The 23,028-nt window shown below is 71.8% G+C and carries 24 protein-coding genes; 5 read left to right on the forward strand and 19 right to left on the reverse strand.

The window, feature by feature from the left end; all coding sequences use genetic code 11:
• The 8 genes from ACIQH8_RS09415 to ACIQH8_RS09450 all read right to left on the reverse strand — a co-directional run bounded on the left by ACIQH8_RS09415 (window position 1) and on the right by ACIQH8_RS09450 (window position 8,131).
• Window positions 1-1,149, reverse strand: coding sequence for a type III polyketide synthase (locus ACIQH8_RS09415; protein WP_400997519.1), 1,149 nt, complete (start codon window positions 1,147-1,149; stop codon window positions 1-3).
• Window positions 1,150-1,210: 61 nt separating this feature from the next.
• Window positions 1,211-2,320 carry an AI-2E family transporter gene (locus ACIQH8_RS09420; RefSeq protein WP_400997522.1) on the reverse strand — a complete coding sequence of 370 codons (1,110 nt, stop codon included), beginning with the start codon at window positions 2,318-2,320 and terminating at the stop codon, window positions 1,211-1,213.
• 37 nt (window positions 2,321-2,357) lie between these two features.
• Window positions 2,358-4,232, reverse strand: coding sequence for an alkyl/aryl-sulfatase (locus tag ACIQH8_RS09425; RefSeq protein ID WP_400997525.1), 1,875 nt, complete (start codon window positions 4,230-4,232; stop codon window positions 2,358-2,360).
• A 55-nt stretch (window positions 4,233-4,287) separates the two neighbouring features.
• Window positions 4,288-4,959: a GAP family protein gene (locus ACIQH8_RS09430; RefSeq protein WP_400997527.1), complete on the reverse strand. Its 672-nt coding sequence runs from the start codon at window positions 4,957-4,959 to the stop codon at window positions 4,288-4,290.
• A complete protein-coding gene (locus ACIQH8_RS09435; RefSeq protein WP_400997530.1) occupies window positions 4,940-6,697 on the reverse strand; it encodes a SulP family inorganic anion transporter in 1,758 nt (585 codons plus the stop codon). Before ACIQH8_RS09435 ends, ACIQH8_RS09430 begins: the two co-directional genes overlap by 20 nt.
• A 4-nt stretch (window positions 6,698-6,701) precedes the next feature.
• Complete coding sequence (locus ACIQH8_RS09440) at window positions 6,702-7,325, reverse strand: hypothetical protein (protein WP_400997532.1); 624 nt, start codon at window positions 7,323-7,325, stop codon at window positions 6,702-6,704.
• A gap of 12 nt (window positions 7,326-7,337) precedes the next feature.
• The gene (locus tag ACIQH8_RS09445; protein WP_400997535.1) at window positions 7,338-7,652 is read right to left on the reverse strand and encodes an SHOCT domain-containing protein; all 315 of its coding nucleotides are present in this window, start codon (window positions 7,650-7,652) and stop codon (window positions 7,338-7,340) included.
• 47 nt (window positions 7,653-7,699) lie between these two features.
• Complete coding sequence (locus ACIQH8_RS09450; protein ID WP_400997538.1) at window positions 7,700-8,131, reverse strand: DUF6325 family protein; 432 nt, start codon at window positions 8,129-8,131, stop codon at window positions 7,700-7,702.
• A 183-nt stretch (window positions 8,132-8,314) separates the two neighbouring features.
• On the opposite strand from ACIQH8_RS09450, the gene ACIQH8_RS09455 reads away from it, so the two are divergent.
• On the forward strand, window positions 8,315-8,707 hold the full coding sequence (locus tag ACIQH8_RS09455; RefSeq protein WP_400997541.1) for an SHOCT domain-containing protein: 393 nt from the start codon (window positions 8,315-8,317) through the stop codon (window positions 8,705-8,707).
• Between the two features lie 51 nt (window positions 8,708-8,758).
• Here ACIQH8_RS09455 and ACIQH8_RS09460 read toward each other — a convergent pair whose 3' ends face one another.
• From ACIQH8_RS09460 to ACIQH8_RS09485, 6 genes are all read right to left on the reverse strand, one after another.
• Complete coding sequence (locus ACIQH8_RS09460; RefSeq protein ID WP_400997543.1) at window positions 8,759-9,886, reverse strand: hypothetical protein; 1,128 nt, start codon at window positions 9,884-9,886, stop codon at window positions 8,759-8,761.
• A 141-nt stretch (window positions 9,887-10,027) separates the two neighbouring features.
• Window positions 10,028-10,435, reverse strand: a complete 408-nt coding sequence (locus ACIQH8_RS09465) for a hypothetical protein (protein WP_400997546.1) — start codon at window positions 10,433-10,435, stop codon at window positions 10,028-10,030.
• Window positions 10,436-10,524: 89 nt separating this feature from the next.
• Window positions 10,525-11,022 (reverse strand): DUF2017 family protein, encoded by a 498-nt coding sequence (locus ACIQH8_RS09470; protein ID WP_400997549.1) that lies wholly within the window; start codon window positions 11,020-11,022, stop codon window positions 10,525-10,527.
• The gene (gene clpS / locus ACIQH8_RS09475; protein ID WP_400997552.1) at window positions 11,019-11,315 is read right to left on the reverse strand and encodes an ATP-dependent Clp protease adapter ClpS; all 297 of its coding nucleotides are present in this window, start codon (window positions 11,313-11,315) and stop codon (window positions 11,019-11,021) included. The genes ACIQH8_RS09470 and clpS overlap by 4 nt, the downstream gene beginning before the upstream one ends.
• 69 nt (window positions 11,316-11,384) lie before the next feature.
• Window positions 11,385-14,066 (reverse strand): adenylate/guanylate cyclase domain-containing protein, encoded by a 2,682-nt coding sequence (locus ACIQH8_RS09480; RefSeq protein ID WP_400997555.1) that lies wholly within the window; start codon window positions 14,064-14,066, stop codon window positions 11,385-11,387.
• Between the two features lie 67 nt (window positions 14,067-14,133).
• Window positions 14,134-15,285: a class I SAM-dependent methyltransferase gene (locus tag ACIQH8_RS09485; protein WP_400997557.1), complete on the reverse strand. Its 1,152-nt coding sequence runs from the start codon at window positions 15,283-15,285 to the stop codon at window positions 14,134-14,136.
• Window positions 15,286-15,520: 235 nt separating this feature from the next.
• Between ACIQH8_RS09485 and ACIQH8_RS09490 the strand changes: the two genes are divergently transcribed.
• A complete protein-coding gene (locus ACIQH8_RS09490; RefSeq protein ID WP_400997559.1) occupies window positions 15,521-16,123 on the forward strand; it encodes a hypothetical protein in 603 nt (200 codons plus the stop codon).
• Between the two features lie 4 nt (window positions 16,124-16,127).
• Here the strand turns inward: ACIQH8_RS09490 and ACIQH8_RS09495 are convergent, their stop codons facing one another.
• Window positions 16,128-16,511, reverse strand: coding sequence for an ArsR/SmtB family transcription factor (locus ACIQH8_RS09495; protein WP_400997562.1), 384 nt, complete (start codon window positions 16,509-16,511; stop codon window positions 16,128-16,130).
• A gap of 90 nt (window positions 16,512-16,601) precedes the next feature.
• Here ACIQH8_RS09495 and ACIQH8_RS09500 point away from each other — a divergent pair, with 90 nt between their 5' ends.
• The 3 genes from ACIQH8_RS09500 to ACIQH8_RS09510 all read left to right on the forward strand — a co-directional run bounded on the left by ACIQH8_RS09500 (window position 16,602) and on the right by ACIQH8_RS09510 (window position 19,355).
• Window positions 16,602-17,918, forward strand: coding sequence for an FAD-dependent oxidoreductase (locus ACIQH8_RS09500; protein WP_400997565.1), 1,317 nt, complete (start codon window positions 16,602-16,604; stop codon window positions 17,916-17,918).
• A 42-nt stretch (window positions 17,919-17,960) separates the two neighbouring features.
• On the forward strand, window positions 17,961-18,854 hold the full coding sequence (locus ACIQH8_RS09505) for a metalloregulator ArsR/SmtB family transcription factor (RefSeq protein WP_400997568.1): 894 nt from the start codon (window positions 17,961-17,963) through the stop codon (window positions 18,852-18,854).
• An 84-nt stretch (window positions 18,855-18,938) separates the two neighbouring features.
• A complete protein-coding gene (locus ACIQH8_RS09510) occupies window positions 18,939-19,355 on the forward strand; it encodes an arsenate reductase ArsC (RefSeq protein WP_400997571.1) in 417 nt (138 codons plus the stop codon).
• A gap of 26 nt (window positions 19,356-19,381) precedes the next feature.
• Here ACIQH8_RS09510 and ACIQH8_RS09515 read toward each other — a convergent pair whose 3' ends face one another.
• The 4 genes from ACIQH8_RS09515 to ACIQH8_RS09530 form a co-directional block, all read right to left on the reverse strand.
• Window positions 19,382-20,710 (reverse strand): ion channel protein, encoded by a 1,329-nt coding sequence (locus ACIQH8_RS09515; protein WP_400997574.1) that lies wholly within the window; start codon window positions 20,708-20,710, stop codon window positions 19,382-19,384.
• Window positions 20,711-20,815: 105 nt separating this feature from the next.
• Window positions 20,816-21,238: a heat shock protein transcriptional repressor HspR gene (locus tag ACIQH8_RS09520; RefSeq protein ID WP_400997577.1), complete on the reverse strand. Its 423-nt coding sequence runs from the start codon at window positions 21,236-21,238 to the stop codon at window positions 20,816-20,818.
• Window positions 21,238-22,236: a DnaJ C-terminal domain-containing protein gene (locus tag ACIQH8_RS09525; protein ID WP_400997580.1), complete on the reverse strand. Its 999-nt coding sequence runs from the start codon at window positions 22,234-22,236 to the stop codon at window positions 21,238-21,240. The genes ACIQH8_RS09520 and ACIQH8_RS09525 overlap by 1 nt, the downstream gene beginning before the upstream one ends.
• Before the next feature lie 128 nt (window positions 22,237-22,364).
• The gene (locus ACIQH8_RS09530; RefSeq protein WP_400997583.1) at window positions 22,365-23,027 is read right to left on the reverse strand and encodes a nucleotide exchange factor GrpE; all 663 of its coding nucleotides are present in this window, start codon (window positions 23,025-23,027) and stop codon (window positions 22,365-22,367) included.
• Window position 23,028 lies beyond the last annotated feature (1 nt).

Below are 23,028 nucleotides of genomic sequence, written 5' to 3' on the forward strand. Positions count from 1 at the left end.
TCAGCCCTTCACCGTCATCAGGGCGGACTCGACGGTGAGTCCCGGCCCGAAGGCCATCGCCGCGACCCGGTCGCCGTCGGCCGACGACGCGCGATCGAGGATGTTGCGGAGCACGAAGAGCACGGTCGCGCTCGACATGTTGCCGTAGTCGCGGAGCGTCTCGCGGGCGGGCTCGAGCTGCGGCTCGGTGAGGTTGAGGCGCGACTCGACCTTGTCGAGGATGCTGCGCCCGCCCGGGTGGATCGCCCAGTGCGCGACGGCGTCGCTCGCGGCATCCGTCGCCAGGGCCCCGGCGAGCTCGTCGTCGGGAGCGAAGAGCGGTTCGAGCGCGCCCGTGATGTGGTCGTCGATGATGGCGGGAATCGCGTTCGAGAGCACCATCTCGAAGCCGTGGTCGCCGATCTTCCAGGCCATGTCGCCCTCGCCGACGGGCGTGATCCGGGTCTCGAAGCGGTCGAGCGCGAACGCACGCTCGCCCTCCTCGAGCGGGCGGGCGGTGACGATCCCGGCACCCGCGCCGTCGGCGAACAGCGACGACGCGACGATCGTGTCGGGATCGTTCGACGAACGCAGGTGGAGCGTGCAGAGCTCGACGCTCACGACCAGCACGACCGCCTCGGGGTCGGCCTCGCAGAACTGCGCGGCATTGCGCAGCGCCGGCATCGAGGCGTAGCAGCCCATGAATCCGAGGTGGTAGCGCTGGACCGCGGGGCCGAGCCCGAGGTCGCGCACGAGCATGTAGTCGGGGCCGGGCGCGTAGAACCCGGTGCACGACACGGTCACGACGTGCGTGATGTCGGATGCCTCGATGCCGGGCGTCGCGTCGATGGCGCGTCGGCCCGCCTCGAGATACATCTTCGTGGCCTCGGTCGCGTAGATCTCGTTGCGCGCCTTCGTGCCCGGCAGCAGGAGGTCGCCCGACGCGCGATCGAAGAAGACCGGCTCGTCGTCGCGTTCGTCGAACGTGAGCTCCTCGAGCACGCTGTACCGGCGCTCGATCCCCGACACGTCGAACGAGGTCGTGATGATGCGCTGCGCGAGTCGGTTGAGGCCTGCCTGCGCCGCGAACACGTCGCGGACGGCGGGTTGCGGGAGGACGGTGGGCGGTACGGCGGTCGAGAGACCCCTGAGGTGCACCCCCGCGCTCATGCCGTCGGCCTCGGATCGGTTCGTCGCTGCGGCATGGGTGCCCCCTCTCCCCGCTTGCAGACTAACCGGCGGGGCGATCCTGATCCAGAGCTTGCGGGTGCTGCACAGGTGGCGCGACGGCGGCGGCGTTCCCCGACAGCCAGCGGAGCCATCCGTCGTGATCGCCGAGCAGCGCCTCGCGCGCGGCGAGCGTCAGCGGAATCGAGAGGATGGCTCCCAGCGGACCGATCACGAAGGTCCAGAACACGACCGACACGAAGCTCAACGTCAATGAGAGGTCGACCGCATCGCTGACGAACTTCGGCTGCACCAGCACCTGGAGCACCACGTTCACGACCGAGTAGACGGCGATCACGACGAGCAGCAGTGGCACACCGCCGACGACGAAGGCGAGCACGGCCGGCGGGATGAGGCCGAGCACGAATCCGATGTTGGGAATGAAGTTCGTGACGAACGCGAGGATCGCCCAGACGGCGGGGATGGGGATGCCGAGCGCCCAGAGCGCCAGGCCGTCGACGACCGCCACGATCGCACCGAAGGTCGCATTGACGACGTAGTACCGGCGGACCGAGGAGTTGAGGGCGCGGATGCGGTCGATGCGGTTCCGGATCCCGGCGCCGAACGCCCGCTCGGCCCGGCCGTACCGCGCGGCGTCGGCGGCCATGAAGATCACGTAGGCCAGGACGAAGAACGCGGCCGTGAGGAATCCGAGCAGCCAGCCCCCGAGCCCCTGCACGAGACCGAGGAGCGCAGACGGGTCGAGCGCCGACGCCGTGGCGTCCGCGAGCTGCTCGCCGAGGCCGACCGAGGCCAGCCACTCGGTGACGGAGGCCACGGCCGCCTGCAGCTCGTCGACGACGTCGACGACCAGATCGCCGAACTGCACACCCGCGAAGACGAGCAGCGCCGCGAGCACCGCGAGGATCAGGTACGCGACCGCGATGACGGCCGTCGTCGCGAGCCAGCGGGGCCAGCCCCGGCGCTCGAGCGGATGGCGGATCGGGTGCACGATCACGACGAGCACCAGGGCGAGCGCGATCGGCGCCACGAGCTCTCGGGCGAACCAGAGGGCGACGAGCACGAGCAGCGTCGCGATGACGGTCACGCCGCCGCGCGTGCTCGGGCCGGGGTCGCCGGCGATGGGGAGGACGGGAGGCGCCTGATCGGTCACGGACCCCACGATAGGCGGCGCCTCCCGTCCCCGCGCGTCACGGCAGCACGATGTCGAACGCCGGGTCGCCCGGCTGCAGCACCGACATCAGCCGGTCGAGCACGCCCTCGTCGCCGGACTTCTCGATGCCCGGTGTCTCGCGATCGCCCGCGAGCAGCGCGAGCATGCGCGGCTTCGCGAGCGAGACCGTCGCCTGAGCGGTCGAATCGTCGGCCGCCTTCTCGACGTACACGAGCACGCCGTTGCGGAGCGTGACGCGGAAGTTCCGCCCGACGTCGCTGAAGGTCAGGTCGAGCGCGAGGTCCAGGTCCCAGGCGCGCGGCCCGTCGATGGTGATGGCGATGGCGTCGAGGAGCTGCTCGGGAGTGAGCTGGGCGAGGATCTCCGGCGAGGCCGCCGTCGTGGGCGTACCGAAGTTCTCGCCGCGCAGCTCGGTCGCGCCCGAGAGGAAGAAGTTGCGCCAGGTGCCGTTCTCCGAGCCGTACGCGAGCTGCTCGAGCGTGTCCGCGTACAGTGCTCGAGCGGCCCCGTGCCCGGCGTCGGTGAAGATCGCGTGGTCGAGGAGCGTCGCCGCCCACCGGAAGTCGCCTCCGTCGTACGCCTGCTGCGCGAGCTCGACGACCCGGTCGACACCGCCGATGGCCGCGACGTACCGCTCGGCGAGCGGCTTCGGCGGATGCGGCCAGAGCCGCGCCGGGTTGCCGTCGAACCAGCCCATGTAGCGCTGGTAGATGGCCTTCACGTTGTGGCTGACCGATCCGTAGTACCCGCGGGCGTGCCATGCGTTCTCCAAGGCGGGTGGGAGCTGGATCTCCTCGGCGATCTCGGCGCCGGTCATGCCGCGATTGAGCATGCGGAGCGTCTGGTCGTGCAGGTACCCGTAGAGGTCGCGCTGCAGGCCGAGGAACTCCCGGATCTCGTCGGCACCCCACGTCGGCCAGTGATGCGATGCGAACACGACGTCGGCGCGATCGCCGAACCGCTCGATCGCCTCCGTCAGGTACTTCGACCAGACATGCGGGTCGCGCACGAGCGCGCCGCGCAGGGTCAGCAGGTTGTGCAGATTGTGCGTGGCGTTCTCGGCCATGCAGAGCGCCCGCTTCTGCGGGAACAGGAAGTGCATCTCGGCGGGCGCCTCGGTGCCGGGAGCCATCTGGAACTCGATCTCGACGCCGTCGACGACGTGCGTCTCGCCGGTGCTCCGGATCTCGAGCGTCGGCACGACGATGCCCGCTCGACCCTTCGACGTCGACTGGCCGAGGCCGGCGCCGACGGCGCCCTTCGGCCCCCGCTCGAGCGCCGCACCGTACATGTACCCGGCCCGGCGACCCATCGCGGTGCCCGCGTACACGTTCTCGGCCACGGCCTCGCCGACGATGCCGACGGGCGCGATCACCTGCACGCCGGAGGCGCCGACGTCCTGCGCGTCGACGATTCCGAGCACGCCGCCGAAGTGGTCGATGTGGCTGTGCGTGAAGATGACCGCGACCACCGGACGCTCCCCGCGGTGCTCGCGATACAGGGCGAGCGCGGCGGCGGCCGTCTCCCTGGAGATGAGCGGGTCGATGACGATCACGCCCGTGTCGCCCTCGACGAAGCTGACGTTCGAGAGGTCGAGGCCGCGCACCTGGTAGATGCCGTCGGTCACCTCGAACAGCCCCTGCTTCGACACGAGCGTCGACTGGCGCCACAGGCTCGGGTTCACGGTGTCCGGGGCGTCGCCGCTGATGAACGAGAACTCGTTCGCGTCCCAGACGACCTGACCGTCGGCACCTCGGATCTCTCCGGGCTCGAGCGCGGCGATGAATCCGCGGTCGCCGGCCTCGAAGTCCCGGCGGTCGTCGAACGGCAGGCGTTCGGCGAGTTCGCGCTGCTGCGCGCGGATCGTCTCGCTGGCGTCGTTCTGTTGCATGTGCTGCATTCCTTCCTTCGGGGATGGTCGTCGTCGGAGCCACGGGGCGCCGAGGTCAGAAGTTGCCGATGCCCTTGCCGATCAGCACGGCGCCGATCACGAGCAGGAGCACGGCCATCACGGTCGCGTTGTTGTGGACGAGCCAGCCGCGCAGGCGCTCGAGCGGCGTCGCCATGCGATCGGATGCCACGAGGTACGCGATCACCGGGACGGCGACGGATGCCGCGGCGATGACCGTGAACACGAGCAGGACCACCGCGGCGGGCCCGGCGCCGAGGCCCGCCGATCCGATCGCGAGGCCCGCACCCGCGCCGAGGAGCAGGTTCTTGGGATTCACGGCCGCGAGCAGGAATCCGAGCCCGAATGCCCGGCCGGCGCCCATCGCGTCGATGCCGGACATCCACTTCGGAAGCGGCGGCTCCTCGCCGGGTCCGGGCCGCCCGCGCCACTGGCGGAGGGCCAGGAGCAGCAGGCCGATGCCGAGCACGAGCTGCATCACGGCGCTGATCGGCTTGGAGTCATCCGCGTCGCCCTGGGGCAGCACCGACGAGAGCAGGGTGAACACGGTCGCCGCGACCGCGATTCCGGCGACCCAGCCGCCGAGGAACCCGACGCTCGTCGCGCGCGCCTTCGGCGAGAGCAGCATCAGGATGGCGGCGATGATCGGGATCGGACTGATCGCGATGCCCACTGCGAGCGGCAGGATGTCACCGATGGCTGCGCCCATGCGCGTCCTCCTCGTCGTCCGGTGCGAGCGGGGCGGGGGCCGAGGTCGCGGCCGTCGCTGCGGCGGCGAGGGCCGCCCGGTTGGTCTCGTGCACCTCGACGCCCTCGAGCAGGCCGAACCGCTCGAACCCGGCACGGACGCCGGGCCGCATGCGGCTCATCGAGAGTGCGACGTCGTGTTCGCGGAGCCAGGCGCGCAGCGACGCGAAGGCCTCGGCTCCCGTCACGTCGAGGTCGGTGATCGCCTCGCAGTCGAGCACGAGGTGGTGCACCGGCTCCGAGGCATCCGTCACCGCCCTCCTGGCCGCATCGGCGAACGATGCCGCGTTGGCGAAGAACAGCGGGGCGGCCAGGCGGACGACGACGACGCCCGGGGCGGTGACGCTGCCCTTCGGCGCCGGGTCGAGCAGCGAATCGGCCGGCTCGCCGTCGGCGGCCAGCACGTCGAGCGCCGGGCGCGCGGCACGGCGCGCGAGGTTCACGAGCGCGAGCACGAACGCGACGAGGATGCCGGGGATGGCGCCGATGAACAGCGTCGCCGCGAAGCACACCACGGCGATCCAGAACTCGAACCGCGTCGTCCGCCAGAGCTGCGCGAACTCGCGGAACCCGAGCAGGGGCGCGACCGCGACGGCCACCACGGCGCCGATCGCCGGTGACGGGATGTCGGCGAGCACCGCGGTGCCGAAGATCAGCAGGAGCAGGGTGCCGACCGCGGCCACGACGGCCGGAAGCTGGGTGCGCGACCCGGCGAGGTCGACCGCGGCGGTGCGCGAAGCGGAGGCGCCGATGACGTATCCGCCGGTCGCGCCGGCCGCGAGGTTGCCGAGGCCGAATGCGAACAGGTCGCGGTCGGGCTCGTCGCGGTAGCCGTTCCGCTCGGCGTAGGCGCGGGCGACGAGCAGGCCCTCGGCGATGGTCACGAGCACCAGGGCGAGCGCCGACGGCACGAGTGCGAACCACGTCGCCCAGTCGAGGATCGGCCAGGTCAGCACGGGCGGACCGGCGGGCACCTCGCCGAGCACGTCGACGCCGGCGCCGTCGAGGTCGAGGACGACCACCGCGATCGTCGAGAGGACGAGCACCACCAGCGCCCAGGGCACGAGTCGGGCGATGCGCCGGCCGACGACGAGGACGAGCACCGACGCGATCGCGATCACCGCCGACCAGACGTCGGCCTCGCCGAGGTTCTCGGCGAGCTCGGCGAGCTTCTCGACGAACTCCGCGCTGGAGTCGATCGGAACGCCGAGCATCTTCGCGATCTGGCTGACGAGGATGTCGAGGGCGAGGCCGCCGATGAACCCGACGAGCACCGGCTTCGAGAGGAAGCTCGCGAGGAAGCCGAGCCGGAAGACCGCGGCGAGCACGAACACGACGCCGCAGATGATCGCCTGCGCGAGCGCCATGGTCGCGTAGTCGGCGCTTCCCGCGACGGCCAGCCCGCCGATCGACGAGGCGACCAGGGCGGATGCCGCGGCATCCGGCGAGGCGACGAGCTGTCGCGACGAGGCCGTGAGCGCGAACACGATCGACGGCACGACGAGTGCGTACAGGCCCGCCGTGGGCGGCAGCCCGGCGATCTGGGCGTACCCGATGTTCAGCGGCACCGCGATCGCGAGCAGCGTCACGCCCGCACCGAGCTCGCGGACCAGGTTCGCTCGGGTCAGGCCGGCGAACGGCCGTCTGCGCGGCGCGCGCGAGGGCGGCGCCGTTCGGGGCTCCGGATGCGATGGGCTCATGCCGTCAGATCCGGATCGGGAAGGTCGCCATGATGACGACGCCGATGATCGTGACGACGAACGCGAGCCCGAGGAGGGTCCGCGCCACCCACGGCGCGATGTCGCGCTGCGACATCGCGGTGAGGAAGAGCACGAGTGCGAACAGCACGGTCAGCAGCGAGTAGTTGTCGCCGCGCTGGTTGTTCTCGAGGGCCTGGGCGAACTTCTCGTCGGCTCGGGCGTTCAGCTCCTGCGCCTCCTCGGTCCCCTCCGGCACGTACTCCTCGCGCGCGAACGGCGCTCGTTCGACCTCGCCGTCGGCGACCCACTCGATGTAGGCGACCTCGAACTCGGGCGTGAATCGCGCCCGGATGTACTCCGCCAGCTCCTCGTTGCCGTTGCCGACGGCCTCGATGTAGGCGGCGTAGATCGTCAGGTCGAAGGTCTCCGCCGCCCGTGCCTCGCCCTCCGCGCTCGCGGCCTGGATGCGGGCGCTCGAGGCCTGGCTGAACGCGATCGACATCTCGCCGCCCCACTTGGAGGCCTGGAACCCGCACCACGCGGTCAGGACGGCGACGGTGGAGAGCAGGAAGACGCCGACGATCTCGGTGGCGCGCTTCCAGCCGTCGCGCGTCCCCTCCTCCGCCATGCCGCGAGCCCGTCAGCCGAGCAGCTTCGCCTTCGCCGCGGCGAACTCGGCGTCGCTCAGGATGCCCTGTTCCTTGAGCGTGGCGAGCTTCTGGAGCTCTGCAACCACGTCGACGCCGCCTGCGGCGGGCGCCGGCGGCGGCGGCGCCTGCATGGCGGCCTGCTGGGCCGCCGCCTGCTGGGCCTGGTACTGCTCGGCCTCCCACTGCTGCTGGGCGGCCGCCTGCTGCTCGGCCTGCTGGTCGGCGTACCTCCCCTGCTGGCGGTGCGCGACGCGCCCGCTCACCGCGGTCGCGGTGCCCGCGACCACCGCGGTCCGCGCGGCCATCCCGATCAGACCGGGTCGACCCATCCTCCGAATCGGCATGATTCCCCCTACTCCTCGTCGCTCGCCTCGGCGAGCACCTCGTTCACGACCGTCGCCGGGATCCGCTCCACCTGGAGCACTTCGCCGCCGGCGGCGGCGAACGCCGACGCGATCTTCTTCGCCCACAGCAACTCGACCGCCATGATCGCGCCGGACGTGCCGGGCGGGATCGAGTCCGCGAGCTCGTCGATGTCCTCGTCGCCGATGACTCCCGACGCCTCGAGCTCGACGACGGTGAAGCCCGCCTCGTCGCGGAACTCCTCGTACTCGCGGACCGTGACCTCGCCGTCGTCGCCTCGCGAGACGATCAGCAGGTCCAGCAGCCGGATCTCGTCGCCGACCATGAGCTCACCCAGCGCGCTCGCCGTCGCCTCGTCGAGGCGATCCCCCTGGAAGCTCACCGCGTAGACGTCGACCGGACCGTATTCGAATGCAGTCATCGCAACCCCCCGCTCAGCACCTTAGGTGCTGCGATGCCCGCTGCACCATACCCGGAGCCCCTCGTACGGAGAGAGTTCACCTCTTCTGCGTGAAATCCTGACGTTCGGCACCGCCGCGCCGCTAGTGTGACGCTCGGGGGCGGCATCCGGCGTCCCCGTCGACGACTGGAAAGGCTCACCCCCGTGGACTGGAGCAATCTCTGGAGCTTCATCTGGATCTTCTTCTGGAGCTTCGCATTCATCGCCTACCTCTTCGCGCTGTTCGCCATCATCGGCGACCTGTTCCGCGACCACGAGCTGAACGGCTGGTGGAAGGCGGTGTGGATCCTCTTCCTGATCTTCCTGCCGTTCCTCACCGCGCTCGTCTACCTCATCGCGCGCGGCAACGGCATGGCGCAGCGGTCGGCGAAGGCGGCCTCGGACGCCCAGGCCGCGACCGACGCGTACATCCGCCAGACCGCGGGCGGCTCGGCGAGCCCGTCCGACGAGATCGCGAAGGCGAAGGCTCTGCTCGACGCCGGCACGATCAGCGCGCAGGAGTACGAGGCGATCAAGGCCAAGGCGCTCGGCGCCTGACACCGCTCCGCCGACGGCCGGGCGCCTGCGGGTGCCCGGCCGTCGGCCGTGTCAGGCGGTGACCGCCACCACCCGCCTCGCCCCCACCGAGCCCGTGTTCCGGAGGAACAGGATGATCCAGCTGAAGATGAGCAGGCCCGCCACGAGCTCGACCGCGGTGAGGTTGTAGTACCCGACCGCGAAGAACACGCCGAGCACGACGATCACGCCGACGTAGACCCAGCCGAGCATCACGAACACGCGCGGCATCGACGGCAGGAAGCGCGGCAGTCCGATGACGATGATCGTGTAGACGACCGCCATGCCCGTGGCGACCGTGTTGTGCACGGCGAAGAACTCGTCCACCGGGAAGATGCCGACGCATGCGAGCAGGATCCCGATGGCCACGAGGCCGTATCGCACGTAGTCGCGGCCGCGACGGTCGCGGTCCGTGGTGACCGGAAGTCCGGCCGTGGCGTAGCGGGCGACGATCGTGACGATCGCCCCGGCGATGATCAGCGTGAGGTTGAACGCGAGTGCCGACACGTCGTCGGTCATGCCGAGCGCGCTGAGGTTCTTCTCCCACCACAGCGGATCGCTGGAGCTCAGCATCGCGGTGATCACGCCGACGACGAGGAAGGCCGCCAGGACGATCGAGAGCAGCATCGGCGTCATCCGCACCGACGACAGGAAGCAGACGTAGGCCGTCAGCGCCAGCGAGACGCCGAACAGGAGCGCGCCGGGGATCGGGAACACCTCGGCGCCCAGGAAGCTCTGCTCGAGCACGTCGGCGAGCCCCGTCCAGCCGAGCAGTGCGATGACGCCGTGGGCGAGCGCGAGCGCGGCCACGTCGAACCAGTGCAGCGGTGGCGCTTCTACCCCGCGCGGGCCCGTCGCGGTTCGCGTCGCGGCGGCCTCCTCCACGGCCGGATCGTCGGGTTGCGGTCCGAACCGACGCCTGAGCACCATCCGTCCGGCGACGAAGGCGAGGATGCCCGCGATCGCCGATCCGATCGCGACGCTCGTCCCGAGCGAGCCCGGCCCGGCGATCGGCAGGTCCCGCCCCCAGAACAGGATCAGGCCGACGGGCGCGGCGACGACGAAGACGATCGCCCCGACGATGAGGGCACTCGACTCGATCGACTCGGTCGTGCGCGTGGGCTCCCGCAGGATCCCCGCGATCGACGACGCTTGGGACATCGCTCCTCCGCTCGTGCGAACCCGTCGCGCCGTCCGCCGGCGCGGCCGCCGGGCCTGCCGCACCAGACTGCCAGCCGGAACCGCGCATGGGCCATCGCCGCTCCGGTGGACCCGGGCGGCCGCGTCGCCGCCGATCGCACGTCAGCGTCGGACCGCGAGCTCCTTGCCGTGCACCGTCAGCGCGTAGATCACGAACACGTCGACCGCGATGACGATCGCCGACCACCAGGGCTGCAGGGGCAGCACCATGAGGTTCGCCAGGACGCTGAACGCCGCGAGGATGATCGCGACGACCCGCGCCCACGACGCTCCGGCGAGCAGCGCGACGCCGACGAGGACGAGGAAGAGCCCGAGGAACAGGTGCAGCCACCCCCAGCCCGCGGCGTTGAGGATCAGGAGTTCCCCGTCGGACGGCTTGAGGAAGTACGTGTTGTCCGGGAGCAGGATCGCGATGAGCCCGTAGATGGCGCCGATCGCGCCGGAGATGATGATCATCACCCCGGCGAACCAACCCCAGCCGACCCATCCGGTGACATTCGTGTCGGACATGGCGTGCCTCCATCCCCGCACGCCCCGATGGGCGTGCTCACGCGCATGCTCCTACGGATCGGAGGGGAGCCGACGGGACTTTCGGCCCGTCAGCGGCCGAGCGGGTCGAGGACCTCGAGCATCGAGCCCTGCACGATGCCCGCCCACTCGTAGGCGGCGCGCAGGTAGTCGTCGCGCTCGTCGTCGGCCGGCTCGGCCTCGTCGGGGTCGGTCACGCCGACGCGCTCGGCCAGGATCAGCCGGAGGTCCGTGAGGAAGGTCAGCCAGCCCCAGGCCTGGGCCTGGTCGAGCTCGATCTCGACGACGCCGGCGTCGCGCTCGGTCGCCGTGGCGTCGCGGACGGACTGCGCGGCCTGCCGCTTGCCGTCGACCAGGCTGTCGCGCGTGTAGCGCGTGAAGTCGTGCGCGGCCTCCCGGTCGTCGGGGTATGCGGAGGGGAAGAGCCGTCCGAGCGCCGGGTCGTCGTCGCCGCCGAGGAGCAGCACCGAGTCGACCTGGTCGGCGAGCTCGGACAGGAGCATCGCCTCCTCGGTCTCCAGCACGATCCGCACGCCGTCGGCGCCGCCCTCGCGCCCGGCGACGATCACGGCTCCGCCTTCGAGACGGTCGCCTGCAGCCCGTAGCCGTGCATGGCGTGCACGTGACGCTCCATGGCCTCGCGGTTGCCGGATGCGACGACCGCGCGCCCCTCGTGGTGCACCTGCAGCATGAGCCGCTCGGCCTCCTCGCGCGGGTAGCCGAAGTAGCTGCGGAACACGTAGGTCACGTACGTCATGAGGTTGACCGGGTCGTCCCACACGATCGTCTGCCAGGGCAGGTCGGGGCGCACGGCCTCGTCGGTGACGAGGTCGGCGTCGAGCTGCTCGATGGTGGACGTCACGATCCCAGACTGACACGCTCCCGGCCCGCTCGCACGTCCTCATTCGTCCCGACTCGACCCGCCACGTGGTCACTCGTCGCCGTCGCTCCCGTCGACCGGCACGGTGCGGCCGAGCGCGAAGGCGACCGCCTGCGACAAGTCCATCGCCGTGCCCGCCGAGTAGATGGGCTCGAGGTCGTCGCGCGTCGGGTCCAGCTCCTCCATGGAGAGGCCCCGGATCCGCGTGATCTCATGGTCGACGATCTTCGCGCCCGACGAGTTCCGGAGTCCGTGCACCGCTCCGGCGAGGCGAGCGGCGCGCTCCTCGTCGCCCGCGGCCTGCGCGAGTGCGGCGGCCAGCGAGAGGAAGAGCACGACGGCCGAGACGTCGCGGTGCGGCGCGAAGAGCTCGAGCCCTTCCTCGAGGTAGTCCCACGCGGACTCGAGGTCGCCGATCCTCGCCGAGAAGATCGCGACCTCGAACATCCCCCAGCCCATCCCGAACTCGTTGCCCGCGCTCCGGTAGTGGTCGATGCTCCGATGGAAGAGCTCGAGCGCCTGCGTCAGGTCGTCGTCCAGGTCCGAGACGGCGAGGCCCCGGCCCCACGTGATGTTGCCGAGCCCGTTCTCGTCGCCGAGTTCGCGGTAGATGGCCTCGCCCTCGTCGTAGAGCCCGTACACCTCGACGCGCACCTCGTCGGTGACGCCCGTCGTGACGGCGGCCACCGACTGCCCGATCGCGGAGTTGTAGATCGCGTTCGCGATCTCGGCCGGATCACCGAGTTCGCGCTGGATCGCGAGCGCCTCCCGGTAGGGCGGCACGCAGCGCTCGATGTCGCCCTGCCACCAGTACACCCCGCCGAGCGCCTCGAGGGCACGCGCACGGTTCCTCGCGTCTCCCCCCTCGAGCGAGATCACGGTCTCGAGCCGGCTCCGGCCCTCGTAGAGGTGGCCGCGCGACTGCCAGAAGCGCCATGATGCGGCGGCGAGCCGCAGCGCGAGATCCGCCTCGCCGTGCACGGCCGCCCAGTCGAGCGCGATGCGGACGTTGTCGTGGTCGGCGTCGAACCGGTCCAGCCACTCCGAGCGGTCCTCGCCGAGAACGTGTTCGGCGACCTCCTCCGCCCAGTCGACGTACGCCTCGAGATGGCGTCGGTGCACGGCATCGGCCGTTCCGCTCGCTTCGAGCTTCAGGAGCGCGACCTCGCGGATCACGTGCAGGGTGCGGAACCGGGCCCGACCGCCCGGCGCCGCCACCTGCCGGAGGAGACCCTGGTCGACGAGTTCCGCGAGGCCGCTGAGCAGGTCGACGTCGACGTCGTCGCACACGCGTTCGATCTGCTCGAGGTCGGCGCCGCCGGCGAACACGCCGAGCCGCGCGAAGAGCACCTGCACGGGCGGGTCGAGGAGGTCGTGGCTCCACGCGATCGCGCCCTCGATCGTGCGCTGCCGCGCCGGCAGGTCGATGGTGCCGGTGCCGGGACGCGCCGGGTCGAGCCTGGCGAGGATCTCGGGCACGGGCAGCAGCCGCACGCGGGAGGCCACCAGTTCGATGGCGAGCGGCAGCCCGTCGAGCCCGCGTACGAGCTCCGACACCGCATCGGCGTTCTCCGGCGTGACCGCGAAGTCGGGTCGCACGGCGAGGGCCCGGTCGACGAACAGCGCGACCGCGTCCGCCTGGGTCGCGAGGGCACGGTCGTGCCGGTCGGGCAGGTCCATGGGTTCGAGCGGCATCTCCTGCTCGGCCGCGATCCGGAGCGGACCGCGCGAGGTGACGAGGAATCGGGATCGCGGTGCGGCCGACACGAGGTCCGCCACGACCGGCGCGGCGGCGATGACCTGCTCGAAGTTGTCGAGGATGAGCAGGACCTCGAGATCGGACACGCGGTCGAGGAGCGCGTCGCGCGGCGGCCGGTTGCCGGGCATGGCCTCCTCGCCGAGCGCGCGGAGGATCTGGGACGGGACGACGTCGGGATCATCCACCGGAGCGAGGTCGACGAAGAACACTCCGTCGCGGAATCGCTCGCCGATCTCGGCGCCGACCTGGAGCGCGAGACGGGTCTTGCCCGTGCCGCCCGTGCCGGTGACGGTCACGACGTGCGAGGACTCGAGGAGCTCGCGGACCCGGTCGCGTTCACGCCGTCGCCCCACGAAGTGCGTGACCGGCTCGGGGAGGTTGTTCGGTACGACCTCGAGCGATCGCAGTGCGGGGAAGCGCGTCTCAGCGCCGGGGATGTCGAGCTGGAAGATCGCCTCGGCCTGCGAGAGGTCTCGCAGGTGGTGCCGGCCGAGATCGCGGAGTGCGACGCCGTCGGGCAGCTCGTGCTCGACGAGCGCGGCGGTCGATGCCGAGAGCACGACCTGGCCGCCGTGGGCCGCGGCCATGATGCGCGCGGCACGGTGGACGTCGAGGCCGATGTAGTCGTCGCCGCCGAGCAGTCCGAGCCCCGTGTGCAGGCCCATCCGGACGCTCGGCGCGAACTCGTCGGGCCAGTCGTGACCGGTGATCGCCCGCTGCCCCGCCACGGCGGCCGCCACCGCGTCGATCGCCGAGGCGAATGCGGCGAAGAACCCGTCGCCCTCGGTCTTGACCACGGTGCCGCCGCTGCCCGTGATGGCCTCGCGCAGCAGCCGGTCGTGTTCGGCGATCAGCGCCGGCCAGCGCCCACCGGCAGCCTGCACCATGCGGGTCGATCCCTCGACATCCGTGAACAGGAACGTGACCGTCCCCGTCGGGAGACGACGACGGCTCGTCGCGGCCGTGCTGGTCACCCTTCGAGAGTGGCACGTCCGGCCGACGATCGGAACCTCATGCGAAGGAGCTTCGCGCGCGACGGACTCAGGAGGGCGGCGATGCGGCGATCCGCGTGGACGCCGTGACCGTGAACTTCGGGTTGCGCGCGACTTGTCGCGTGGGTCCCACGATCCGCTCGAGCAGCGTCCGATACCGCAGGTGCGAGTTCCACACGCACCAGAGTTCACCGCCCGGCGCCAGCACGCGTGCGGCCTCCGCGAAGAGGTGCGACGCGATCCCGGTGTGCACGGCGGCATCGGAGTGGAACGGCGGATTCAGCACGACGAGCCGCTCGCTCGCGTCGGGCAGGTGCTCGAGGCCGTCGGCGCGCGTCACGTCGACGCGTTCGGCACCGCCGTTCGCGGCGACGGTCAGGCGAGCGGATGCCGCGGCCGCGGCGCTCCGGTCCGAGGCGTGCACCACGAGTCGCGGGCGCTCCCGTGCGAGCCAGGCGGCCACGACGCCCGACCCGCAGGCGAGGTCCACGGCGGTTGCGGCATCCGGCACCGCATCGCCCAGCACGCCGAGCAGGAAGCGGGTTCCGATGTCGACGGTGCTCCCGGCGAAGACGCCGCCGTGCGCGACCACCTCCAGCCCGAGCGCCTCGTCGCGCGCGGTACGCGGCCAGTCCGCCGCGGGGCGATCCGATCCGGGCCGGAGTCCAGAGGCGATGAGCACGCGCGACTTCTGGCGGGCGTGCGTCACGTCCACGCGCTCGAACCACCGGCCGAGCACGTCGTTCATGGCGAGCGACATGTGCTTGAGTCGGCCGCCGGCGAACACGCGCACGTCGGGCGCCGTGTGCTGCGCGATCAGCCCGGCCACCTCGTCGAGCCGGTCGAGCGATCGGGGCAGTCGCATCAGCACGACGCGGGCGCCCGCGAGCAGGTCCGTCCCGAGCGGCAGTGCGGCGGGCCGTTCTCCGGCGGCGACACCGAGCCGCTCGGCGTTCTCGGCGAGCGCGCGCTCGCCCGTGATCGGGTCCACGTGCACACGGACGCCGTGCGCACCGGCGTCCACCGCGCCGAGCGAGAGCGCCCCGTACGCGTCGTCGATCACGACGACCGAGCCGGGCGCGGCCGCGACGTCGGCGAGCGCGGACGCCGACTCGTCGAGGATGAGCCGGTCCGCGGCATCGGCCGCGGCCAGCCCCGGTGCCTCGAGGTCGGGGTGTCGGCGGAGCGCAGCGAAGTCCACGTCGGCACCCTACCCGCGCGGCGGCGGCGAACCTCCCCGAACGGGATGAGCCGATGTCAAGCCCGTCGTTCGGATGGCGGCGGTCGGGCAGGTTTGCTAGCCTCGCCCCCCGATGCGAGACATGGCGCAGCCACCGGGGGAGCGCCGCGCGGCGAGGGGATCGTCCACGCGGCGTCCGTCGTCTGCGCGGTCGGGCCGTCGTCGGAGAGCGACCGCGCTCGCGGCGACCGTCGCGGTGGCCGGCCTGCTCGCGACGCTCGCGCTCGCCCCGTTGCCGCGCGTCGGCCTGCCTGTCGCGGAGGCGTCCGTGACCACCGTCTCGCCGTTCACCGGGGCGGTGCAGGAGGTCGAGGTCGACGGCGACGTCGCGCCGGCCAGCGTGTCGCGCGAGGGCTACGCGACGACGACCGGGCCCGAGACGCTCGTCGACTCGGGCACGAACTACGACTGGGCGAAGCTCGTGCTCGTGTTCGGCGACTGGCCCCTCACCGACGAGAACGTCCGGCTCATGGTCGAGTGGATGCGCGAGGAGAACGGCCCCGACAACTGGTGGAACCGCAACAACCCGCTGAACAACGGCTACGGCTCGGGCGGCGGCAGCGGGCTCGGCAGCTACGACACGCTCGTGACCGCGGCCGAGTACGCGGCATCCAATCTGAAGAAGCGCTCGTTCTACGCCGGTATCGTCGCGGGGCTCGAGGCCGGCACGTCGGCGGATGCCACGGCGCGCGCGATCTGGGCGTCGCCCTGGGCGTCGAGCCACTACGGAAACGGCGCGTGGTGGTCCACGGCGCCCGTGCCGGTCGTCACCGCGCCCGCGTCGGCCTGGGGGCGCTGAGCCGTCAGGCGTCGGCGAGGAGCTGCGACATCCGGTCGAGCGCACCCGGCACGAGCCTGTAGTACGCCCACGTGCCGCGCTTGCTGCGCTCGAGGAATCCGGCGTTCGTCAGGATCTTCAGGTGGTGCGAGACGGTCGGCTGGCTGAGGCCGACGGGCTCGATGAGGTCGCAGACGCATGCCTCCTCGCCCTCCGACTTCGCGACGATCGACAGCAGCCGCAGTCGGGTGGGGTCGGCGAGCGCCTTGAACGACAGTGCGAGCTGTTCGGCGCGAGCGGCGTCCATCGGCTCGGTCACGAGCGGGCTGCAGCAGGCGCCTGCGGTCGTGCCGTCGCCCGCGGCGGTGCCGGTGCCGGTGCCGACGGGAGTGAGCTCGAAGGTCCTCATGCGATCGATCCTAGCCTGAATATTGACAAACTTCGATGTAAGGGTCGACACTGGGCATCGACGAACTTCGATATGTCCGAAAGGCCAGCCATGACCCTGCTCGACCTCACCCGACCGTCGACGCGCTCCGAGCGCCTCGACACCCTGCCCGTCGCGATCATCGGCGCCGGTCCGATCGGCCTCGCCGCCGCGGCGAACCTGCTCGAGCGGGGAATCGACGTCATCGTCTACGAGGCCGGCGACCGGGTGGGCGCGAGCATCCGCGAATGGGGGCACATCCGACTCTTCTCGCCGTGGCGCATGCTCGTCGACCCCGCCTCGCGGCGCCTGCTCGAGGCATCCGACTGGGAGCACCCCGATGAGGGCCGCCTGCCCACCGGCGCCGAACTCGTCGAACAGTACCTCGAACCGCTCGCCGCGCTCGAGCCGATCGCGTCGCGCATCCGCTTCGGCGTCGACGTGACCGCCGTCGCCCGCGAGGGCATGGACCGGACCCGCACCGCCGGCCGCGCCACGACGCCGTTCGTACTACGGGTGCGCGAGGCATCCGGTCGGGTGCAGGATGTCGCGGCCCGCGCCGTCATCGACGCGTCGGGCACCTGGCGCACGCCGAACCGACTCGGCTCGAGCGGTCTCGACCCCCTCGGGCTCGACGAGGTCGCGGACTCGGTGACGCACGCCCTGCCCGACGTGCTCGGCGCCGACCGCGTCCGCTTCGCGGGCCGCCGAGTCACCGTCGTCGGCGCCGGGCACTCCGCCGCGAACACCCTGCTCGCCCTCGCCGCGCTCGCGCGCGAGGTGCCCGAGACCCGCATCACGTGGGCGATCCGCAACGCCTCGGCCGTCCGCGTCACGACCTCGGAGGACGACGGGCTCGCCGCGCGCGCCTCGATCGGACGTCGCGTCGGCGACCTCGTCGCCGCCGGGCGCATCGACGTGCTCGACCGGTTCGAGATCGTGCGGCTCGACCGGGCCGCCGACGGCGGCGTGCGCGTCGTCGGCTCGCGCGCCGGCGCGCTCGTCGAACACGAGACCGACGTCATCGTGAACGCGACGGGGTTCAAGCCCGACCTCGACATGCTCCGCGAGGTCCGCCTCGAGCTCGACGAGGTCGTCGAGGCGCCGAAGCGGCTCGCGCCGCTCATCGACCCGAACGTGCACACGTGCGGCACGGTCGAGCCGCACGGCTTCGCCGAGCTGCGCCAGCCGGAGGACGGGTTCTTCCTCGCGGGCATGAAGAGCTATGGCCGGGCGCCGACGTTCCTGCTCGCGACCGGGTACGAGCAGGTGCGTTCGATCGCGGCGTGGCTCGCGGGGGACACGGCCGGTGCGGCGAACGTGCAGCTCGCGCTGCCTGCCACGGGCGTGTGCTCGACGAGCCTCGACGGCTCGAGCGGCTGCTGCTGACGGGCCGGTCGCGACGTCGCCGCATTGCATAGACTGAGGTCTATGCACACGGGTGGGGCGGATGCCGCGGCCGGCGGCCTCGCGCTGATCGCCGATCCGACGCGCGCCCGCATGCTCTCGCTGATCCTCGCGAACCCCGACGGTCGCACCACGGTGACCGCGCTCGCCGACGAGCTCGGGCTCCGTCAGCCGACCGTGTCGCACCACGCGAAGGCGCTGCTCGACGAGGGCGTGCTCGTGCGCGAGCCCGAGGGGCGCCGCGCCTGGTACTCGATCGCGCCCGACCGGCTCGACCGCGTCACCGAGCTCCTCGGCGCACCCGCGGCGGCGCCCGACGAGGCGGCGATCGAACGCGTCGTCGACGACCTCGCCGCCCGCTTCGCGGGAACCTTCGGCCGCGAGACCGTCGAGCGCTACGTACGCGAGAGCCGCGACCTCCTCGCCGAGCGGAGCGGCGTCTCGACGCGATTCACGTCACGCGCAGCGGGCTTCGCCGCCGAGCGCCTCGCCGCGCTCGCGGCGCAGGGCGGTGCGCCCGGCTCGACCACGCCCGAGGTGCTGTTCGTGTGCGTGCAGAACGCCGGCCGTTCGCAGATGGCCGCCGCCATCCTGCGGCACCTCGCCGGCGACCGCGTGCACGTCCGCACGGCCGGGTCCGAACCCGCCGACGCCGTGTCGCCCGCCGTCGTGGGCGTGCTCGACGAGATCGGCGTGCCCGTCGGCGGCGCCTACCCGAAGCCGCTGACCGACGAGGTCGTCCGCGCGGCCGACGTCGTGATCACGATGGGCTGCGGCGACGCATGCCCGGTCTACCCGGGCAAGCGCTACGAGGACTGGGAACTCGACGATCCGGTCGGTCGTCCGCTCACGGAGGTCCGGGGCATCCGCGACGACATCGATCGCCGGGTGCGGGAACTCATCGCGAGCCTCGGCTGACGAAGCGCGCTCGCCCCGCGGCATCCGCTCGACAATTCATAGATGGCGATCTATGCTTCGAGGAGATCGAGCGAAAGGGTCGCCATGTCCGACAAGCCCACCGTCCTGTTCGTCTGCGTGCACAATGCGGGCCGCTCGCAGATGGCCGCCGGCTACCTGCGCGCACTCGGCGGCGACCGCGTCGAGGTGCGCTCGGCCGGCTCCGCCCCGAAGGACGAGATCAACCCCGTCGCCGTCGAGGCCATGGCCGAGGAGGGCATCGACATCGCCGGCAACACGCCCAAGGTGCTCACGACCGAAGCCGTCCGCGAATCCGACGTCGTGATCACCATGGGCTGCGGCGACGCCTGCCCGATCTTCCCCGGCAAGCGCTACGAGGACTGGGAGCTCGACGACCCGGCCGGCCAGGGCATCGAGGCGGTGCGTCCGATCCGCGACGAGATCCGCCGCCGCATCGAGGAGCTCCTCGGCGAGATCCTCCCGGCAGGCGCGCGCGCATGACCGATCGACTGGGGCGCGGCTGAACGTCAGGCCGTCGGCGGCCGCTCGCCGTCCGCCTCGGCCGGCGCTGCGGCATCCGCCCCGGCAGGCGCCGGAGCCGCCTTCGGCACGATCCGGAACTCCGGCGCCTTCGACACCAGCAGCCACGCCGGGAGGATGATCACGCACAGCCACGGCAGCAGCGCGATATCGCCCGCGACCGCCGCCGCGACGAACAGCGCGAGCCATCCGTCCTTCGCCATCACGAGCAGGATCCCGATGAGCGCGCTCGCGACGCAGAGCGCGATCGGCAGGGACGGGATGAGCGCGTGCGCGAGCATGCCGAGCGCTGCCCCGGTGAACGCCGCGGGGAAGATGCGGCCGCCGCGGAACGCCGCGCTGGCCGCCACGATCAGTGCGACGAGCTTGACCAGCACGATCACGACGAGCTGCCCGGCATCGTAGGCGTCCGGATCCTCGAACAGCTCCCCCATCTGGTCGAGCCCCTTGAACAGCGTGATCGGGCCGCCGAGCAACCCGAGCAGCCCGAGCACGAGGCCGCCCGCGGTCGCGATGAGCAACGGTTGGCGGAGCGAATGGAACGCCCGGTGCACGAACGGGAAGACGAACGCCCCGGCGAGGCCGATCACCACACCCGCGACGGCGATGACGATGCCGGCGACAAGCAGCAGCGGCGTCGTGGGCGCCGTGGGCAGGGTGAACTGCAGCGGCGGGGCGCCGAGCACGTGCATGGTGCCCGCCGCGGCGGCCGCCGAGGCGAGCGGCAGGAACAGCTTGTCCCAGAGCGCGCCGCCCCCGCGCACGGCGGCGAGCGTCCCCGTGAAGAGCAGGGCCGCGGCGACGGGCGAGCCGAACAGGGCGCCGATCGTGCCGGACGCGGCCATGAGCATGCCGAGCTTCGCGCCGACCCGCGGCATCATGCGACCGAGCAGCGCGACCGTGAGCGCGACGTTGACCGCGATGATCGGGTTCTCCGGGCCGAGGCTCACGCCGCCGGCGAGCGCGAGCGCCGTGACGATGACGAGACCCGGCAGGGTGCGGAGCTTCAACGGCTCCGCAACGAGCTCGGTCGTCGCGGAGTCCGGTCCGCCGTGCCCCGGCAGGAACTGCAGGCCGAGACCCACCGCGAAGCCGGTGGCCGTGAGCACCACCACGATCCACCAGCCGTCGGGCTCGACGCCGAGCGCGTCGGGCAGCGCCGTCCACAGCACCTGCTGCAACCCGCCCGCCGCGACGTCGAGCGCGCGGAGGACCAGCGCGCACAGCGCTCCGATGATGATCGCGGGCACGAGGAGCACGAGGAGCTGCGCCGGAGTCGGTGCCGGCATCTCGATGTCGTCGGTGTCATCCGTCATCGTCGCCCCCGTGGGTCGCACCCGCCCGCCGCCCCCCGGCGCGCTAGGCACAGCCTCGCACACCCGCGGGCGCGGAGGCGAGGGCGAGGCGACGGATGCCGCGGCTCAGCCGCGCTCGAGCGGGCGCCAGACGACGACCGCGTTCTCGCGCCGAACGCGCGTGCCCGAACGGAGCGTGACGACCTCGCCCTCGGCTCCGGCCGCGAACACGCGGCGGCCCGGACGGTTCAGCATCTCGTCGGCGAGCGCGCGCTCCAGCTCGCGCACGCGCTGGCGCAGCTCGTTGACCTCGTTCTCGAGGCCGAGCACGCGGCGGATGCCCTCGAGGCTCACGCCCTCGCTCGAGAGCTGCTGGATCTCGCGGAGCTGCGCGACATCCCGCATCGAATAGCGACGGGACTTGCCGGCGGTTCGCTTCGGGGAGACGAGGCCCATGCGGTCGTACTGGCGGAGCGTCTGGGGGTGCATGCCCGCCAGCTCGGCCGCGACCGAGATGACGAACAGCGGGATCTCGCCGTCGACCTGCATCAGGCGCTCCGGGCCTTGGCGAGGAGGTCCTCGCGGGGGTCCTCGTCGGGCAGCTGCGCCGCGAACGCGCGCAGCTTCTCCTCGGCGTCCTTCGACAGATGCGCCGGCACCGCGACCTGGACGACCGCGAGCAGGTCGCCGGTGCCCTTCTTCGTCTCGACGCCGCGGCCCTTGACGCGCAGCACGCGGCCGCTCGGGGTGCCGGGCGCGACGCGCAGCTTCACGGGCTCTCCGCCGAGGGTCGGAACCTGGATGGTCGCGCCGAGCGCCGCCTCGGCGTAGGTGACGGGCACGGTGACGCGGAGGTTCAGTCCGTCACGCTCGAACACCGGGTGCTTGCGCACCTTCACGGTGAGCACGATGTCGCCGGCCTCGCCGCCGTCGGGGGACGGGTGCCCCTTGCCGCGCAGCCGGATCTTCTGGCCGTCGGCGACGCCCGCGGGAACGTTGACGCTGATCTCGCGACCCTCGGCGGTCTGCAGCGTGATGCGGTCGCCCTTGGTCGCGGTGATGAAGTCGAGCGTGGTCGACGCGGTCACGTCGCGGCCCTTCGTCGGCCCGCCGTAGCCGCGGTAGCCGCCGGTCGGCTGGCCGAATCGGCCGCCGCCGAAGAGCCCGCCGAGCAGGTCGTCGTAGTCGCCGCCCCCGCCGCCCTGGCGGAACGTGTAGCGCTGCCCGCCGCCCTGCTGGCCGAACATGCCGCCGAAGACGTCCTCGAAGCCGCCCGCGCCGGCGCCGCCTGGAGCGGTGAAGCGTGCGCCGCCGCCCATGGCCCGCACGGCGTCGTACTCCTTCCGCTCCTCGGGATCGGAGAGCACCGAGTTGGCCTCGCTGATCTCCTTGAACTTCGCCTCGGCCGCGGCATCCCCCGGGTTCTGGTCGGGGTGGTACTTGCGCGCGAGCTTGCGGTACGCCTTCTTGATGTCGGCGTCGCTCGCGTCCTTCGAGACGCCGAGCGTGGCGTAGAAGTCCTTGTCGAACCAATCCTGGCTGGCCATCGGCGCCTCCTCCCTCGAAATCTAGTGCTCCCGGTGGTCGAGTAGGACCGGAGGCCCGTATCGAGACCTGTTGCGAGGTCTCGATACGGGCTCCGCCCTACTCGACCACCGTCGGCGACGGATGCCGCTCACGCGGGCGTCTTGACGACGACCTTCGCCGCACGCAGCAGCGTGCCGCCCAGCAGGTAGCCGGTCTCGACGACGTCGGCGACCGTGTCGACCTCGACCTCGTCGGAGTGCTGCTGGAAGATCGCCTCATGGCGCTGCGGGTCGAACGGCTCGCCGACCTCGCCGAACTTCGCGAGGCCCAGCTTCTCGATCGACGCGCGCAGCTTCGCCGCGATCGTCGCGAACGGGGTGTCGCCGTCGAGGTCGCCGTGCTTCTCGGCCCGGTCGAGATCGTCGAGCACGGGCAGCAGGACGGCGACGGTCGCGCCGATCGCGCGCTCGCGCTCGACCTCGCGGTTCGCCTCGGTGCGCTTGCGGTAGTTGGCGTACTCCGCGGTCACGCGCTTGAGGTCGGCGAGGTGCTCGGCCGACGGGTCCTCGACCTCGGCCTGGGCCGCGTTGAGGATGTCGTCGACCGTCAGCTCCTCGTCGCCCTCGGCGACCGTGTCGGCGTCGACGGCCTCCGGCGAGGCGGATGCCGCGGCATCCGTCGCACCGGGCGCCCCCTCGGGGGCGGACGTCTCCGCCCCCTCGGGCGCCTTGCGAACCTCACCCGTCTCGGGGTCGATCCGCCGCTTGTCCCGGATGATCGGCTCGTCGTGGTTCTGGTTCTCGTCGGTCATG

The organism is Agromyces sp. GXQ0307, from assembly GCF_044769845.1.
In the GTDB taxonomy this organism is placed as follows: Bacteria; Actinomycetota; Actinomycetes; order Actinomycetales; family Microbacteriaceae; genus Agromyces.

Bases quoted from the DNA above. Each gene is read 5' to 3' on its own strand.
- ACIQH8_RS09415 (WP_400997519.1), bottom strand. From the start codon at position 1,149: ATGAGCGCGGGGGTGCACCTCAGGGGTCTCTCGACCGCCGTACCGCCC.
- ACIQH8_RS09425 (WP_400997525.1), bottom strand. From the start codon at position 4,232: ATGCAACAGAACGACGCCAGCGAGACGATCCGCGCGCAGCAGCGCGAA.
- ACIQH8_RS09430 (WP_400997527.1), bottom strand. From the start codon at position 4,959: ATGGGCGCAGCCATCGGTGACATCCTGCCGCTCGCAGTGGGCATCGCG.
- ACIQH8_RS09435 (WP_400997530.1), bottom strand. From the start codon at position 6,697: ATGAGCCCATCGCATCCGGAGCCCCGAACGGCGCCGCCCTCGCGCGCG.
- ACIQH8_RS09440 (WP_400997532.1), bottom strand. From the start codon at position 7,325: ATGGCGGAGGAGGGGACGCGCGACGGCTGGAAGCGCGCCACCGAGATC.
- ACIQH8_RS09445 (WP_400997535.1), bottom strand. From the start codon at position 7,652: ATGGCCGCGCGGACCGCGGTGGTCGCGGGCACCGCGACCGCGGTGAGC.
- ACIQH8_RS09450 (WP_400997538.1), bottom strand. From the start codon at position 8,131: ATGACTGCATTCGAATACGGTCCGGTCGACGTCTACGCGGTGAGCTTC.
- ACIQH8_RS09460 (WP_400997543.1), bottom strand. From the start codon at position 9,886: ATGTCCCAAGCGTCGTCGATCGCGGGGATCCTGCGGGAGCCCACGCGC.
- ACIQH8_RS09465 (WP_400997546.1), bottom strand. From the start codon at position 10,435: ATGTCCGACACGAATGTCACCGGATGGGTCGGCTGGGGTTGGTTCGCC.
- ACIQH8_RS09495 (WP_400997562.1), bottom strand. From the start codon at position 16,511: ATGAGGACCTTCGAGCTCACTCCCGTCGGCACCGGCACCGGCACCGCC.
- ACIQH8_RS09500 (WP_400997565.1), top strand. From the start codon at position 16,602: ATGACCCTGCTCGACCTCACCCGACCGTCGACGCGCTCCGAGCGCCTC.
- ACIQH8_RS09505 (WP_400997568.1), top strand. From the start codon at position 17,961: ATGCACACGGGTGGGGCGGATGCCGCGGCCGGCGGCCTCGCGCTGATC.
- ACIQH8_RS09510 (WP_400997571.1), top strand. From the start codon at position 18,939: ATGTCCGACAAGCCCACCGTCCTGTTCGTCTGCGTGCACAATGCGGGC.
- ACIQH8_RS09515 (WP_400997574.1), bottom strand. From the start codon at position 20,710: ATGACGGATGACACCGACGACATCGAGATGCCGGCACCGACTCCGGCG.
- ACIQH8_RS09520 (WP_400997577.1), bottom strand. From the start codon at position 21,238: ATGCAGGTCGACGGCGAGATCCCGCTGTTCGTCATCTCGGTCGCGGCC.
- ACIQH8_RS09525 (WP_400997580.1), bottom strand. From the start codon at position 22,236: ATGGCCAGCCAGGATTGGTTCGACAAGGACTTCTACGCCACGCTCGGC.
- ACIQH8_RS09530 (WP_400997583.1), bottom strand. From the start codon at position 23,027: ATGACCGACGAGAACCAGAACCACGACGAGCCGATCATCCGGGACAAG.